The organism is Aeromicrobium sp. SP1 (assembly GCF_055663785.1).
Genome location: NZ_JBQVVK010000001.1, coordinates 171,069 through 185,212, shown reverse-complemented (window position 1 = coordinate 185,212; position 14,144 = coordinate 171,069). Strand labels below are relative to the sequence as shown.

12 protein-coding genes are annotated in these 14,144 nt (G+C 70.4%); 5 read left to right on the top strand and 7 right to left on the bottom strand.

Going from position 1 to position 14,144, the window contains the following annotated elements; all coding sequences use genetic code 11:
* The first annotated feature begins 57 nt into the window (after positions 1-57).
* Both valS and ACT26F_RS00840 read left to right on the top strand, forming a co-directional pair.
* Complete coding sequence (gene valS / locus ACT26F_RS00845; protein WP_471668576.1) at positions 58-2,634, top strand: valine--tRNA ligase; 2,577 nt, start codon at positions 58-60, stop codon at positions 2,632-2,634.
* Between the two features lie 61 nt (positions 2,635-2,695).
* Positions 2,696-3,463, top strand: a complete 768-nt coding sequence (locus ACT26F_RS00840; protein WP_471668575.1) for a DeoR/GlpR family DNA-binding transcription regulator — start codon at positions 2,696-2,698, stop codon at positions 3,461-3,463.
* A gap of 83 nt (positions 3,464-3,546) precedes the next feature.
* Here ACT26F_RS00840 and ACT26F_RS00835 read toward each other — a convergent pair whose 3' ends face one another.
* The 4 genes from ACT26F_RS00835 to ACT26F_RS00820 all read right to left on the bottom strand — a co-directional run bounded on the left by ACT26F_RS00835 (position 3,547) and on the right by ACT26F_RS00820 (position 7,294).
* Positions 3,547-4,701 (bottom strand): saccharopine dehydrogenase family protein, encoded by a 1,155-nt coding sequence (locus ACT26F_RS00835; protein WP_471668574.1) that lies wholly within the window; start codon positions 4,699-4,701, stop codon positions 3,547-3,549.
* Positions 4,702-4,747: 46 nt separating this feature from the next.
* Entirely contained in the window at positions 4,748-6,016 is a 1,269-nt protein-coding gene (clpX, locus tag ACT26F_RS00830; RefSeq protein WP_471668573.1) for an ATP-dependent Clp protease ATP-binding subunit ClpX, read from the bottom strand.
* Between the two features lie 106 nt (positions 6,017-6,122).
* A complete protein-coding gene (locus ACT26F_RS00825) occupies positions 6,123-6,722 on the bottom strand; it encodes an ATP-dependent Clp protease proteolytic subunit (protein ID WP_471668572.1) in 600 nt (199 codons plus the stop codon).
* The gene (locus ACT26F_RS00820) at positions 6,719-7,294 is read right to left on the bottom strand and encodes an ATP-dependent Clp protease proteolytic subunit (protein WP_471671642.1); all 576 of its coding nucleotides are present in this window, start codon (positions 7,292-7,294) and stop codon (positions 6,719-6,721) included. Before ACT26F_RS00820 ends, ACT26F_RS00825 begins: the two co-directional genes overlap by 4 nt.
* 578 nt (positions 7,295-7,872) lie before the next feature.
* On the opposite strand from ACT26F_RS00820, the gene ACT26F_RS00815 reads away from it, so the two are divergent.
* A complete protein-coding gene (locus ACT26F_RS00815) occupies positions 7,873-9,174 on the top strand; it encodes an MSCRAMM family protein (RefSeq protein WP_471668571.1) in 1,302 nt (433 codons plus the stop codon).
* Between the two features lie 88 nt (positions 9,175-9,262).
* Positions 9,263-10,129, top strand: coding sequence for a sugar phosphate isomerase/epimerase family protein (locus tag ACT26F_RS00810; RefSeq protein ID WP_471668570.1), 867 nt, complete (start codon positions 9,263-9,265; stop codon positions 10,127-10,129).
* 79 nt (positions 10,130-10,208) lie between these two features.
* Here ACT26F_RS00810 and ACT26F_RS00805 read toward each other — a convergent pair whose 3' ends face one another.
* Both ACT26F_RS00805 and ACT26F_RS00800 read right to left on the bottom strand, forming a co-directional pair.
* The gene (locus ACT26F_RS00805) at positions 10,209-10,985 is read right to left on the bottom strand and encodes an SDR family oxidoreductase (RefSeq protein WP_471668569.1); all 777 of its coding nucleotides are present in this window, start codon (positions 10,983-10,985) and stop codon (positions 10,209-10,211) included.
* A gap of 1 nt (position 10,986) precedes the next feature.
* Positions 10,987-12,171 (bottom strand): phytanoyl-CoA dioxygenase family protein, encoded by a 1,185-nt coding sequence (locus tag ACT26F_RS00800; RefSeq protein ID WP_471668568.1) that lies wholly within the window; start codon positions 12,169-12,171, stop codon positions 10,987-10,989.
* Between the two features lie 127 nt (positions 12,172-12,298).
* On the opposite strand from ACT26F_RS00800, the gene ACT26F_RS00795 reads away from it, so the two are divergent.
* Complete coding sequence (locus ACT26F_RS00795; protein ID WP_471668567.1) at positions 12,299-13,330, top strand: LacI family DNA-binding transcriptional regulator; 1,032 nt, start codon at positions 12,299-12,301, stop codon at positions 13,328-13,330.
* On the opposite strand, the gene ACT26F_RS00790 is transcribed toward ACT26F_RS00795, so the two are convergent.
* Complete coding sequence (locus ACT26F_RS00790; protein WP_471668566.1) at positions 13,320-14,096, bottom strand: TIM barrel protein; 777 nt, start codon at positions 14,094-14,096, stop codon at positions 13,320-13,322. The two genes, ACT26F_RS00795 and ACT26F_RS00790, sit on opposite strands and share 11 nt — an antisense overlap.
* Between the last annotated feature and the right edge of the window lie 48 nt (positions 14,097-14,144).

Here is a 14,144-nt window from a genome sequence, read left to right as displayed (position 1 = left end):
CCGATCGTCCTCGTGGGCGGCGCGGCGCACCGGCGGCGCCCGGTAGAATCGAGGATTGTGACTGCCCAGAACCGTGTCCCGGAGAAGCCCGTCCTCGAAGGTCTGGAGGACAAGTGGGTCGGCGTATGGGCCGAGCAGGGCACCTACGCCTTCGACCGCACCAAGACGCGCGAGCAGATCTACTCGATCGACACTCCCCCGCCGACGGTGTCCGGCTCGCTGCACGTGGGCCACGTCTTCAGCTACACGCACACCGACCTGATCGCGCGCTACAAGCGCATGCGCGGGTTCGAGGTGTTCTACCCGATGGGCTGGGACGACAACGGCCTGCCCACCGAGCGGCGCGTGCAGAACTACTACGGCGTGCGCTGCGATCCGTCGCTGCCGTACGACGCGGCCTTCACGCCGCCGGAGAAGCCGGACCCGAAGAAGCAGATCCCGATCAGCCGGCGCAACTTCATCGAGCTGTGCAACGAGCTCGTGCACGAGGACGAGAAGGTCTTCGAGCGGCTGTGGCGCACGCTGGGCCTGTCGGTCGACTGGTCGCAGACCTACACGACGATCGGCCACGAGGCGCAGGCCACGAGCCAGCGCGCGTTCCTGCGCAACCTCGCCCGCGGCGAGGCCTACAGCCAGGACGCACCCACGATGTGGGACGTCACGTTCCAGACCGCGGTCGCCCAGGCCGAGCTCGAGGCGCGCGACTACCCCGGCCACTACTACCGCGTCGCCTACCACCTCGCGGACGGCACGACGGCCCACGTCGAGACGACGCGTCCCGAGCTGACCCCCGCCGCCGTCGCCCTCATCGCCCACCCGGACGACGAGCGCTACGCGCACCTGTTCGGCACCACCGCGACCTCGCCGGTGTTCGGCGTCGAGGTGCCCGTGATCGCCAGCACCCTCGCCGATCCCGAGAAGGGCTCGGGCATCGTCCACTGCTGCACCTTCGGCGACCTCACCGACGTGCAGTGGTGGCGCGAGTTCAACCTGCCGAACCGCACCGTGATCGGCCGCGACGGCCGCATCCTGCGCGAGACTCCCGAGTGGATCGCCGGCGGCCCCGGCGAGGCGGTGTACGCCGAGCTCGCCGGCAAGACCACGTTCAGCGCCCGCGAGGCGATCGTCGAGGCGTTCCGGGCCTCCGGTGACCTCGACGGCGACCCGAAGGCCACCGACCGCGTCGCGAACTTCTACGAGAAGGGCGACAAGCCGCTCGAGATCGTCTCGACCCGCCAGTGGTACATCAAGAACGGCGGACGCGACGCCGACCTGCGCGAGCGTCTCGTCGGGCTCGGCAACGACATCACGTGGCACCCCGGCTACATGCAGTCGCGGTACACGAACTGGATCGAGGGCCTCAACGGCGACTGGCTCGTGAGCCGTCAGCGGTTCTTCGGGATCCCGTTCCCGGTCTGGTACCGCCTCGACGCCGACGGCGAGCCCGACCACGAGAACCCGATCCTCGCCGCCGAGTCCGACCTGCCCGTCGACCCCGCGTCGCAGGCCCCCGCGGGCTTCGACGAGGCGCAGCGCGGCGTCCCCGGAGGCTTCATCGCCGACCCGGACGTGCTGGACACGTGGGCGACGTCGTCGCTGACCCCGCAGCTCGTGTGTGGCTGGGAGCGCGACCACGACCTGTTCGAGCGCACCTTCCCGATGGACCTGCGCCCGCAGGGCCACGACATCATCCGGACCTGGCTGTTCTCGTCCGTCGTGAGGTCGAACCAGGAGTTCGGTCGCGTGCCGTGGGCGCACACCGCGCTCTCGGGCTTCGTCGTCGACCCCGATCGCAAGAAGATGAGCAAGTCCAAGGGCAACGTCGTCGTGCCCGACGAGGTGCTGGAGAAGTTCGGCGCCGACGCCGTGCGCTGGCGCGCCGCCGGTGCCCGTCCGGGCGCGGACTCGCCGTTCGACGAGGGCCAGATGAAGGTCGGCCGACGGCTCGCGATGAAGGTCCTCAACGCCAGCAAGTTCGTGCTGGCCCCCGCCGACCAGTACGGCCTGGGCGCCGACGCCTCGCTGCTCGACGGCTCGCTCGTCACCGAGCCGCTCGACCGGGCCCTGCTCACGGGGCTGCGTGCCGTCGTCGAGACGGCCACCGCGCACCTCGAGGCCTACGACTACGCCTCGGCGCTCGAGGTCACGGAGAAGTTCTTCTGGGACTTCTGCGACGACTACCTCGAGCTGGTCAAGGACCGCGCGCGCGGTGAGGACGCCGCCGCCACCTCGGCCCGCGCGACGTTCGTGCTCGCGCTCTCGGCCCAGCTGCGGCTGCTCGCGCCGTTCCTGCCCTACGTGACCGAGGAGGTCTGGTCGTGGTGGCAGGAGGGTTCGATCCACCACGCGGCGTGGCCCACCGCCGACGACCTCGCGGCGCAGGCCCACGATGCCGGGCTGCTCGCGCTCGCCGGGCAGGCCCTGGCCGGCATCCGTGGCGCGAAGTCGACCGCCAAGGTGAGCCAGCGGACCGAGGTCACGCACGTGTCGGTCACCGGTCCGCAGGCCTCGCTCGACCTGCTCGCCGGGGCGATCCCCGACGTGCGCGCCGCCGGCCGGGTGACCGGCGACGTCGTCACCTCCGCGGGCGACCAGGACGGGTTGATCGTCGAAGCGACCCTCGCCGAGGCGTGACAGGCGTACACTTTCCCACGTAAAACCACACGGTTCCACAGGCGAGCCGTCAGGAGGTCACGTGTACGCCGCAGAGCGCCAGTTGTTGCTCACCGAACGCCTCGTCCGCGACGGGCGCATCGCCGTGAACGAGGTGGCCGACGAACTCGCGGTCTCCACCGAGACGATCCGGCGCGACCTCGCGGTCCTCGAGCGGGCCGGCACCGCCCGGCGCGTGCACGGCGGCGCCGTCGTCTCCTCGGCCTTCTCGCGGATCGAGGCGAGCCTGTCGCAGCGCACCGGCGAGCGGCCCGAACTCAAGGCGCGGATCGCGGCGGCCGCCCACCGCTTCCTGCCGGACACCGGCGGCAGCATCATCCTCGACGGCGGCAGCACGGTCGCCCACCTCGTCGACACGCTTCCGGCCGACCGGCGCCTCACGGTGCTCACGCACAGCGTCGCGATCGCCAGTCAGTTGCTGGAGCATCACGAGATCGACCTGCACACGATCGGCGGCCGCGTCCGCGAGGTGACCGGCGTCGCCGTCGGTCAGGCGACGATCGAGGCCCTGCGCACGACCCGCGTCGACGTCGCCTTCGTCGGCACGAACGGCATCACGCGCGACCACGGCTTCAGCACGCCCGACTCGGAGGAGGCCGCCGTGAAGCGCGCCCTCATCGAATCGGCGCGCTCGGCCGTCGTGCTGGCGGACTCGGCGAAGTTCGGTCCCCACCAGGTGTTCTCGTTCGCCGACCTCAAGGACATCGACGCCGTCGTGACCGACGACGGCATCACCGCCGCAGACCGGGACATGCTCGCCGAGGCCGGCGTCGACGTCGTCATCGCCTGACGCGTCTGGGCGACGGCACCGATCAGCCGACCGGTGTCTCGATACGCGTCTCGCTGCGCTCGCCGCTACGCGACCTGCGACCCTCACTCCGCTCGGGTCGCAAAGTCGATCCCGGAGTTCTGCAGCCGGTTGATCAGCGCCGAGCCCATCGCGACGGCGGTCGTGGTCTGACCCGCGACGTCGGGCAGGTCGTCGAAGGCCAGGCTCATCGCCGACTCCGCGAGCATCTTGGCCGTCTCGGTGTAGCCCGGGTCGCCGCCGCGGACCGTCGTGACGATGCGCTCGCCGGCGGCCTCACCCACCATCGTCAGCGTGAACCACGACGAGGCGCGCTCCTCCTCGGACGGCCCCTCCCCCGGGTCCTTGATCTTGAGCAGCAGCGACTTCAGCGGCGGCAACTGGGCACCGACGGCGACGGCGGTCAGCACCGGCGCGGCGAGCGCGACCATGCGGCGGGTCTTGAAGTGGGCGAAGTGCTCGTACGTGAAGTCCGGACCGTAGACGTCGAGGGCACGCGCCGAGCGCAGCACGATCTGCGGGTCGATCGTCGGCAGCGGCACGCCGAATCCCTTCACGGGAGGCACGGCGCGCCCGATCTTGCCGCCCCCGCGCACGCGGCGGCCCGTCGGCCGGGCCTCCTTCGCGCGACGCTGCTTCGCTGCGGCCTGCGAGGCCCGGAACTGCGACATCTGCTGGATCGCGGAGTGGTACGTGCCGCCGGAGAAGCTCGCCTTCGCGCGGATGTAGCCCTTGAGGCTGATCGGCACGTCGTCGGGCAGCTGGTCGACGGTGTAGAGCGCGCCGAGGTCGTACGGGATGGAGTCGAAGCCGCAGGCATGGACGAGCCGAGCCCCCGAGGCGACGGCCGCCTCGTGGTACTTGAGCCACATCTGGTCGACGAACTGCGGCTCGCCGGTGAGGTCGACGTAGGCGATGCCGGCATCCGTGGCCGCCCTGACCGCGGGCTCGCCGTACTCGAGGTACGGCCCGACGGTGCTGATCAGGACGCGCGTGTCCTCGGCCATCGCGGCCATCGAGGCGGCGTCGGTGTGGTCGGCGAGCACGATCTCGGGAGCCGTGCGGCCCGTCGAGGCGATCCGCTCGGCCACCTTCTCGAGCCGGGCGCGGGACCGACCGGCGATCGCCCACGTGGCGTCCGCGGGCAGGTGCACGGCGAGATAGTCGGCGGTCAGTCCGCCGGTGAATCCGGTGGCGCCGAAGAGCGTGATGTCGACCATGGAACGACGTTACCCGCGAGCGGCGTGACAGCGGACAGGAGGGCCGTCAGCTGGCCTTCTGGTTGACCTCGTCGTGCGTGAGCAGACGCGGGCCCGACTGGCCACGGACCGCATCGGCGGTGACAACCACCTTGGCGATGTCGTCGCGGCTGGGGATCTCGTACATGATGTCCTGCAGCGCGTCCTCGACGATCGAGCGCAGGCCGCGGGCGCCGGTGTCGCGCTCGAGGGCCAGGTCGGCCATCGCCTCGCACGCGTCGTCGGTGAACTCCAGCTCGACGTCGTCGATCGCGAAGAGCCGGATGTACTGCTTGGTCAGGGCGTTGCGGGGCTCGGTGAGGATCGACACGAGGGCCCGCTTGTCGAGCTTGTTGACCGCCGCGATGACCGGCAGGCGCCCGATGAACTCGGGGATCAGGCCGAACTTGAGCAGATCGGTCGGCACGACCTTCGAGAGGTGCTGCGCGGTCTCCTCGTCGGTGAGCGGCGCGAGGTCGGAGTTGAAGCCGAGCGTCTTCTTGCCGCTGCGCTGCTCGATGATCTGGTCGAGCCCGGCGAAGGCGCCGCCCACGATGAACAGCACGTTCGTCGTGTCGATCTGGATGAACTCCTGGTGCGGGTGCTTGCGACCGCCCTGCGGCGGCACCGACGCGGTGGTGCCCTCGAGGATCTTCAGCAGCGCCTGCTGGACGCCCTCACCGGAGACGTCGCGAGTGATCGACGGGTTCTCGCTCTTGCGACTGATCTTGTCGATCTCGTCGATGTAGATGATGCCCGTCTCGGCCTTCTTGACGTCGTAGTCGGCGGCCTGGATGAGCTTGAGCAGGATGTTCTCGACGTCCTCGCCGACGTAGCCGGCCTCGGTCAGCGCCGTCGCGTCGGCGATCGCGAACGGGACGTTCAGCATCCGCGCGAGGGTCTGCGCCAGGTAGGTCTTGCCGCAGCCGGTCGGGCCCACCATCAGGATGTTGGACTTCGCCAGCTCGACGGTGTCCTCCTTGTTGATGCGGCCGGAGGCCTGCGCCTGCACGCGCTTGTAGTGGTTGTAGACCGCGACGGCGAGCGACTTCTTGGCGCCCTCCTGACCCACGACGTACGTGTTGAGGAACTCGTAGATCTCGGCCGGCTTGGGCAGTTCGCCGAGGCTGACCTCGGCGCCCTCGGCGAGCTCCTCCTCGATGATCTCGTTGCACAGGTCGATGCACTCGTCGCAGATGTAGACGCCGGGTCCGGCGATCAACTTCTTGACCTGCTTCTGGCTCTTGCCACAGAAGGAGCACTTCAGCAGGTCGGCGGTCTCACCAATGCGTGCCATGCGGAGTTCCTGTCGTTACGTGCGGTTCCCCCACGATGCCACAATCGGGCACCGTGGGGGACCGGGAATGCCGGGTGGATTCCGGGCGTGTCGCCCCGAATCGGACTCAGCGAGGAGTCTTGAGCGTCTCGAGGACCTGGTCGATGATCCCGTACTCGACCGCCGCGGGGGCGGTCAGGATCTTGTCGCGCTCCACGTCGCGGCTGACCTCCTCGGCCGTCTTGTTCGACGCCTCGGCGATCATCTTCTCGAGCAGCTCACGCATGCGGATGATCTCGTTGGCCTGGATCTCCAGGTCGGAGATCTGGCCGCCCGTGCCCTCGGTGTAGGGCTGGTGGATGAGGATCCGGCTGTTCGGCAGGGCGAAGCGCTTGCCCGGCGTGCCGGCGGCCAGCAGCACCGCGGCGGCCGAGGCGGCCTGGCCGAGGCAGAACGTCTGCACGTCCGGCTTCACGTAGCGCATCGTGTCGTAGATCGCGGTCAGCGCCGTGAACGAGCCACCGGGGCTGTTGATGTAGATGCTGATGTCGCGATCGGGATCCATCGACTGCAGGCACAGCAGCTGGGCCGTGACCGCGTTCGCGACGTCGTCGCTGATCGGGGTGCCGAGGAAGATGATCCGGTCCTCGAAGAGCTTGGCGTAGGGATCGATCCGACGGAAGCCGTAGGAGGTCCGCTCTTCCCACTGGGGAATGTAGTAGCTCATCGCACGTCTCCTGCCGACTTGACGATCTCGTCGATCAGTCCGTATTCCTTGGCCTGAGCGGGGGTGAACCAGCGGTCGCGATCGGCGTCGGCCTCGATCTGCTCGACGCTCTGACCGGTGTGCTGGGCCTGCAGCTGGTTGAGCTGCCGCTTCAGCAGGATGGACTGCTCGGCCTGGATCTTGACGTCGGAGGCGGAGCCGCCGATGCCGCCCGAGGGCTGGTGCATCATGATCCGGGTGTGCGGCAGCGCGAAGCGCTTGCCGGCCGTGCCCGCGGCGAGCAGGAACTGGCCCATCGAGGCGGCCAGTCCCATGCCGACGGTGACGACATCGTTGGAGATGAACTGCATCGTGTCGTACATCGCCATGCCCGCGTCGACGGAACCGCCGGGGCTGTTGATGTAGAAGTAGACGTCGGCATCGGGGTCCTCGGCGTTGAGCAGCAGCAGCTGCGCGCAGATCGCGTTCGCGTTCTGGTCGCGGACCTCGGAGCCGAGGAAGACGATGCGTTCCTTCAGCAGGCGGTTGTAGATGTGGCCGTCGAGATCGGAGGGCCCCGCCTCGACCGCCATGCTCATGGGTGAGTTCACGTCCCCGACCATAGACCGCGGATCGGACGCAGACACGTGACAGTGCCCCGTGTTCGCCATCGGCGTACACGGGCCACGGCGCCGGATAGGCTCTCGCCATGTCACGTCTCGGGGCCCTCAGTAGCGCTGTTCTCGCGACGGTCGCCGTCCTCCTCACGAACCTGACCGCGCCGGCATTCGCGTCCGACACGTCGTTTCACGGGCGGGCTCTCGGTCCCGACGGCCGCCCGGTGGCCGGGCTCCTGGTCACGGCGCTGGACCTGAGCGACGGATCGCGCCGTCCCACCACCGTCGCGCAGACCACCACACTCGCGGACGGTCGCTTCTCACTTCCGGTTCCGGATTCCTCCGGACCGCGACTGGTCCAGTTGTGCCAACAGTCGGGCGGCCGTTGCCGTGCTGCCTCGTCGGCGAGCCTGCTGAAGATGTACGTGGGGCCCACGGGCCCGTCCTTCGGACTGATCCAACAACCCCGCGCCTTCACCGACATCGGGGAACCTCGTGACCTGGGCGAAGTGAAACTCGCCGCGCCGGGGCGGATCAGCGGGACAGCGCCACTCGTGCGTAGCGTCACCCTGAGTGACTCCAGGCCGCTCGACGACCCTCGACGGATCGACCCCGGGCTGCTCGCGCGGATCGCCGTGACGAACGGCCGGTTCACCGTCGGCGGCCTGGCGCCGGGGGTCTACCGACTCACCGGGGGATGGTCGACCCGCGTCGTGCGCGTCTCGGCAGGAGCGACGACGCGCGTGGCGCTGGCAGCCCGCGCCAACTCCGTGTCCGGCGTGGTGCGCCAGGGCGGCCGACCGCGTGGTGGCGTGGCCGTCCGCCTCACGGAGCCGGGAACGGACTCGTCCGCCACGCAGGAGCGTCATGCCAGGACGGACAGCAAGGGCAGATACTCGTTCGCTCGGCTCCCCCGCGACCGCTCGTACGTCCTCACGACAGGTCTGTCGAACCGCGTGCAGAACCTGCCGATCACGACCAAGCGGGTGCGGATCACGTCGGAGACGGCAGCGGTGAAGGTCGGCTTCACCCTGCGTCCCGCCCAACGCGGCGGCATCACGGGATCGGTCGATCTTCGGCGGGTCGCCGGATGGTCAAAGCTCGTGCACGTCGTCCTCAAGCGCGACGGGCGGACGATGGCGAGCGTCGTTCCGGACAAGGCCGGGCGCTACCGGCTGACCGGTCTGAAGCCCGGGACGTACCGCCTCACCGCGCAACGACGCGGCGTGGACTACGAGCGGGTCCGCACGGACACGGTCGTGGTGAAAGTTCGCAAGGGCGTCGTGCGGAAGGTCCGCCGGCTGAGCCCTCGTGCCGGGTACGCGCGGCTCACCGTGAAGGCTCCGCCGGGCACGGAGATCAGGCTGGGGAACGCCTCCGGCGCCCTCGACCTGCGGGGCTTCACGTACGACGGCGTCACCGAGGCAGTCTTCACCGAACTCGCGAGCGGCGACTACACCCTCCGCACACTCGGGCCAGACGGCCGACTGGCCGCGACGACGGTCGTACGGATGGGCACCTCGAACCGGACGCTGTCCGCGACGCTCGGTCCAGTCGGCGGCGTCACCCGTGGTCGACTGGTCACGCCGCAGGGCCTCGACGCACCGGTCTGGAACGACTTCCCGGGCATCACGTACCTGGACCGATTCGACGATTCCTCCTTCTACGATCCCTACACGTCCATATCCGCCGGCTACACCGTGGACCGGCTGCGCTCCGGCCGATTCGAACTCCGGCCCAGCGACTGGTTCCGCGAGGAGCTTCAGCCGTACTACCCCGTCCTCCTCGATCGCATCGTCGGCGTCCAGGGCGAGTACCGCACCCAGGACGTGCGGGTGCAGATCCGCGGGATGTAGACCGTCGGAGCTCTTCGTCCGTATGTCTTGACAATAGGTCAACCGCTGGCGACACTGGAGACGCACGTCACAGCTACCGGAGGTCTCCATGTCGCACGCCCGCATCGCCGCCGCCCCGATCTCGTGGGGGGTCAGCGAGGTCCCCGGCTGGGGATTCCAGCTCACCCCCGAGCAGGTCCTCGCCGACATGCGCGACCTCGGCGTGCAGGCCACGGAGTTCGGCCCCGACGGATTCCTCCCGGACACGCCCGAGGGCAAGGCCGACACGCTCGCCTCCTTCGACCTGGGTGCCGTCGGCGGCTTCCTGCCCGTCGTGCTCCACGACCCGGCACACGATCCGCGACCCGAGGTCGATCGCTTCATCGACGCCCTGCTCGCGTCGGGCGGCGACTCGGTCGTCCTCGCGGCCGCCACCGGCTCCGACGGCTATGACACGCGCCCCACGCTCGACGAGGTCCAGTGGAAGACGATGCTCGACCACCTCAGCATGCTGGGCGAGCACGCGGCCTCACGCGGCGTCACCGCCTCGATCCATCCGCACGTCGGCACGATGGTGCAGACCGCCGCCGAGGTCGAGCGCGTGCTCGCCGAGTCGACGATCGGCCTGTGCGTCGACACCGGACACCTCATGGTCGGCGGCGCCGACCCGGTCGCGATCGTGCGCGCCCACCCGGACCGCATCGTCCACGCGCACCTCAAGGACGTCGACGCGACGCTGGCGGGCGAGGTGCTCGCGGGCGTCCGACCGTTCGGCGACGCGGTCGCCGCCGGGATGTTCCGCCCGCTCGGCCAGGGCGATGTCCCGATCGCCGAGCTCGTCGGCCTCATGGAGGCCGCCGACTACGCCGGCTGGTACGTCCTCGAGCAGGACCTCAAGCTGGCGGCCCAGCCGACCGGCGAGGGCCCGAAGGCCGACGTGCGCGCCTCGCTCGAGTTCCTCACGAGCCTCCTCTGACATCACCCTCCCTCCCTCCTGGGTGACGCGAAGGCCCGGATCCTCTCGGATCCGGGCCCTTCGTGTGTCCGGCCGGCGCTCAGTCGTGGGCGCCCGGGACGGTCTGGTCCCAGTCGATCACCGAGCCCGTGACGACGCCGCTGGCGTCGCTCAGCAGCAGCACGACCAGGCTCGTGACGTCCTCCGGGGTGGCGAGCCGGCCCGCGGGAAGCGTCTCGGCCGCCCGCTCGCGCCAGTCGTCCCCGGCGGCGTGGAAGCGACGCTGGATCTCGTCCTCCCCCGCGGAGTCGGTCCAGCCGATGTTGACGCCGTTGACCCGGATGCGGTCGAACCGATGCGCATGCGCGGCGTTGCGCGTGAGCCCCGCCAGCCCGGCCTTCGTCGCCGCGTAGGGCGCGAGGTGGGGCTGGCCGCCGTGCGAGCTCATCGTGATGATGTTGACGATCGAGCCCGGCGCTCCGCGATCCACCAGGTCCGCGATCACGCCCTGCATGAGGAAGAACGGGCCACGCAGGTTGACCGCGACGTGGCGTTCGAACATCTCCGGCGTCGTGTCGAGCATCGAGCCCCGCTCCGTGAACCCGGCGGCGTTGACGAGGCCGTCGACCCGACCGTGCACGGCCACGGTCGTGTCGACGGCGGTCCGGCAGGCCGCCACGTCGGCCACGTCGCACGCGACGAAGCGCGCGTCGCCACCGCCGGCGGACAACTCACGGGCAGCACGCTCGCCGACGTCGGACCGCCGGCCCGTGACCACCACCCGCGCGCCCTCGGCGAGAGCAGCGCGGGCGATGGCCAGGCCGACGCCCTGGGTGCCACCGGAGACGAGGACGACTCGGTCGTCGAGCAGCGCCACGTCAGGACTCCGTCCGACGCCGGTCGGCGTAGTCCGTCAACGCCGAGGCGACCTCGTCGGGGGTCAGGCGGTCGGCGAGCGCCTGCGTGAGCAGCTCGGTCTGCGCGAGCGGCGTGAGGCCGTCGACCGGCTGGTCGAGGTCGAGGTTCGTCGGGAACGGATAGCCCTCCGCCGCCGCCGCGATGACGCGGTGCAGGTCGGCATCGGACCAGCCGGCCGCCTGGCGCTCCAGCAGGACCGGATAGACGACCGACGCCGTGCGGGCACGGTCCACGGCCTCCATGGCGCGACCGAACGCCGAGGAGACCTGCAGCAGGTTGGCGACGCGCTGGATGTCGGCCGACACGTTGGTCCCGGCGCCGTGGAACAGGGCAGGGTTGAAGAAGACGGCGTCCCCCTTCGCCAGCGGCAGCTGGACGTGGTGCTCGGCGAAGTACTCGCGGAACTCCGGCCGGCGCCACGCGAGGTAGCCGGGGACGTACTTCTGCGAGTGCGGCAGGTAGAGCGTCGGTCCGCTCTCGACGGGCATGTCGGCGTGCGCGACGGCGCCCTGCAGCGTCAGCACGGGCGACAGCACGTGCACGTGCGCCGGGTACCGCGCGGTGACCTCGTCGGACAGGAATCCGAGGTGGTAGTCGCGGTGCGGGTCCTGGGCGACGCCGCCGGGACGGACCACGTTCACCTGCGACGTGACCTGGTAGCCGGGGCCCAGCCACGCGGTCGAGACGAGCTCGAGCATGTCGTTGGCGTAGTAGTCGACGAACGTCTGCGGATCGGCGACGGCGAGCTTCTCGAGCGCGTTCCAGATCCGGTCGTTGGCGCCGGGCTTCGCGAAGTGGTCGCCGTGCTGGCCGCCGGCGGCCTTCTCCTCGGCGATGATCTGCTCGAACGTCGCCGACGCGCGGTCGACGACGGTGGGGTCGGTCCATGCCCCCTTCAGGACGACGATGCCCGGGCCCTCGGTGAGGGCGTGGACGAGTTCGGTCCGCACCGCGTCGAGGCCGTCGGGCGTGGACGTGGCGCCCCGCAGCTCGGCGGAGTCGTAGACGACGACGCCCTGCTCGATGCGGTCGGCGTAGCGGTAGTCGTCGGGGTCGGTCGCCGTCGAGACGACCTCGACGAAGTCGGCCAGGCGGACGTCCTCGGGCGTGAGGCGGCCCGGTCGGGTGGTGGCGGTGAGGCTCATGGGAGTGCTCCTGCGGGGTGGGTGGTTCCGTACCTCCACGCTAGGAGCGCCATGAGACGATCGGATGGGGCAGAACCCCTCAAAAACACCTCATCGTGACCCGCGTCACCTGCCGCCGGAGGTCCGGATGCCGCACCGCCACAAGGTTCGCGAGATCGCCCAGCAGAGCGGGCTCAGCGAGGCCACGGTCGACCGCGTGCTGCACGAGCGCCCCGGCGTCCGGGCCGCCACCGTCGCCGAGGTCGAGCGGGCCATCGCCGAGCTCGACCGACAGTCCACCCAGTTGCGGCTCGTCGGACGGACCTTCCTGATCGACCTCGTGATGCAGGCCCCGCACCGGTTCAGCGATGCCGTCCGCGCCGCCGTCGAGGCGGAGCTGCCGGGGCTGCGGCCCGCCGCGGTGCGCGTGCGCTTCCACGTCCGGGAGGAGGCCGATCCGGCCGCGATGGTCACCGCGTTGAGGCGGGTGCGCGCCAAGGGATCGCACGGCGTGCTGCTGAAGGCGCCCGACCATCCCGACGTCGTCGCCGAGGTCGCGGCGCTCGCGGCGGCCGGGATCCCCGTGATCACCCTCGTGACCGACCTGCCGGAGAGCGCTCGCCGCGCGTACGTCGGCATCGACAACCGGGCCGCCGGCGCGACGGCCGCGTACCTCGTCTCGCAGGGCTCGCCGGGATCGACGGCGCCGGTCCTCGTGACCCTCAGCCGGCGCGAGTTCCGTGGCGAGGAGCAGCGGGTGACCGGGTTCGTCGAGGCGCTCGCGGTGATGGAGCCGGGGCGCCCGGTGGTCGACCTGACGGGCACCGACGGTCTCGACGCGACGACGTTCGAGCTGGTCTCCGACGCCCTGACGACTCGCCCCGACGTGGACGCCGTCTACTCCGTCGGCGGCGGGAACGTCGCGACGCTGGACGCGTTCCGACGCGCCGGCTCGACACCGCGCGTGTTCGTCGCCCACGACCTCGACGACGACAACACCGTGCTGTTGCGGACGCGACGGATCGGCTGGGTCCTGCACCACGACCTGCGCGCCGACGCCCGCCGGGCGTGCCGTCTCGTGCTGCAGGCGCACCGTGCCCTGCCGGGCGTACCGAGCACCGTGCCCTCGCACGTCCAGGTCGTCACGCCCTACAACCAGCCGAGCTCGTTCAGACCGTGAAGGCCTCGCGGAAGCGCTCGAGTGCGACGTCGCTGTCACCGCTGGCCCACGCCTCCATCGCCACGACTCCGTCGTAGCCGGCGTCGGCCAGCGCGCGGGCGACGAAGGGCCAGTTGACCTCGCCGGTGCCGGGCTCGCAGCGGCCGGGGACGTCCGCGACCTGGACCTCGCCCAGGTACGGCGCGCACGCCCGGATGAGCTCGACGAGGTTCCCCTCGCCGATCTGGGCGTGGTAGAGGTCGAGGTTCAGCTTCAGGTGCGGACTGCCGACCGCGCGGACGAGGGCGAGGGTGTCCTCGGCCCGGGCGAACGGCGTGCCGGGGTGGTCGACCGCGGTGTTGAGGTTCTCGATCACGTACGTGACGCCGTGGCGCTCGGCCAGGTCGGCGACACGCTCGAGGGTGCGCAGCGCGGCGAGCCACATGCCGCCCGTGACGTGCTCGACCGGCTTCACCGGCAGGCCGCCCTCCCCCAGGCCCGTGCCGTGGATGTTGAGCGACGGACACGCGATCGCCTGCGCGAACGGAATCGACTCCTCGGCGGTGCGCAGCAGGTCGTCGGCGCCCTCGGGAGTGATCAGGTCGCCGGTGACGTAGCCCGTCATCGAGGTGAAGGTCGCGCCGGTGGCCTTGAGCGCGCGGGCGTCCTTCGTGGTCCAGTCCCAGATCTCGTTGGCGAACCCGGCGTCGTGGATGCGTCGGACCCGGTCGAGGTGTGTCTCGTCAAGGAACACCATCTCCGAGCAGACGGCCAGTGTGAAGGTCATGCGATTCCTTTCGGCGAGTGGCGCACACCGTCCCGCGAGTGGCGCGCG

Excerpts from the sequence above, each read along its gene's own strand:
- ACT26F_RS00810 (WP_471668570.1), top strand. The coding sequence starts at position 9,263 with ATGTCGCACGCCCGCATCGCCGCCGCCCCGATCTCGTGGGGGGTCAGC.
- ACT26F_RS00825 (WP_471668572.1), bottom strand. The coding sequence starts at position 6,722 with ATGAGCTACTACATTCCCCAGTGGGAAGAGCGGACCTCCTACGGCTTC.
- ACT26F_RS00835 (WP_471668574.1), bottom strand. The coding sequence starts at position 4,701 with ATGGTCGACATCACGCTCTTCGGCGCCACCGGATTCACCGGCGGACTG.
- clpX (WP_471668573.1), bottom strand. The coding sequence starts at position 6,016 with ATGGCACGCATTGGTGAGACCGCCGACCTGCTGAAGTGCTCCTTCTGT.
- ACT26F_RS00795 (WP_471668567.1), top strand. The coding sequence starts at position 12,299 with ATGCCGCACCGCCACAAGGTTCGCGAGATCGCCCAGCAGAGCGGGCTC.
- ACT26F_RS00800 (WP_471668568.1), bottom strand. The coding sequence starts at position 12,171 with ATGAGCCTCACCGCCACCACCCGACCGGGCCGCCTCACGCCCGAGGAC.
- ACT26F_RS00790 (WP_471668566.1), bottom strand. The coding sequence starts at position 14,096 with ATGACCTTCACACTGGCCGTCTGCTCGGAGATGGTGTTCCTTGACGAG.
- ACT26F_RS00820 (WP_471671642.1), bottom strand. The coding sequence starts at position 7,294 with ATGGCGGTCGAGGCGGGGCCCTCCGATCTCGACGGCCACATCTACAAC.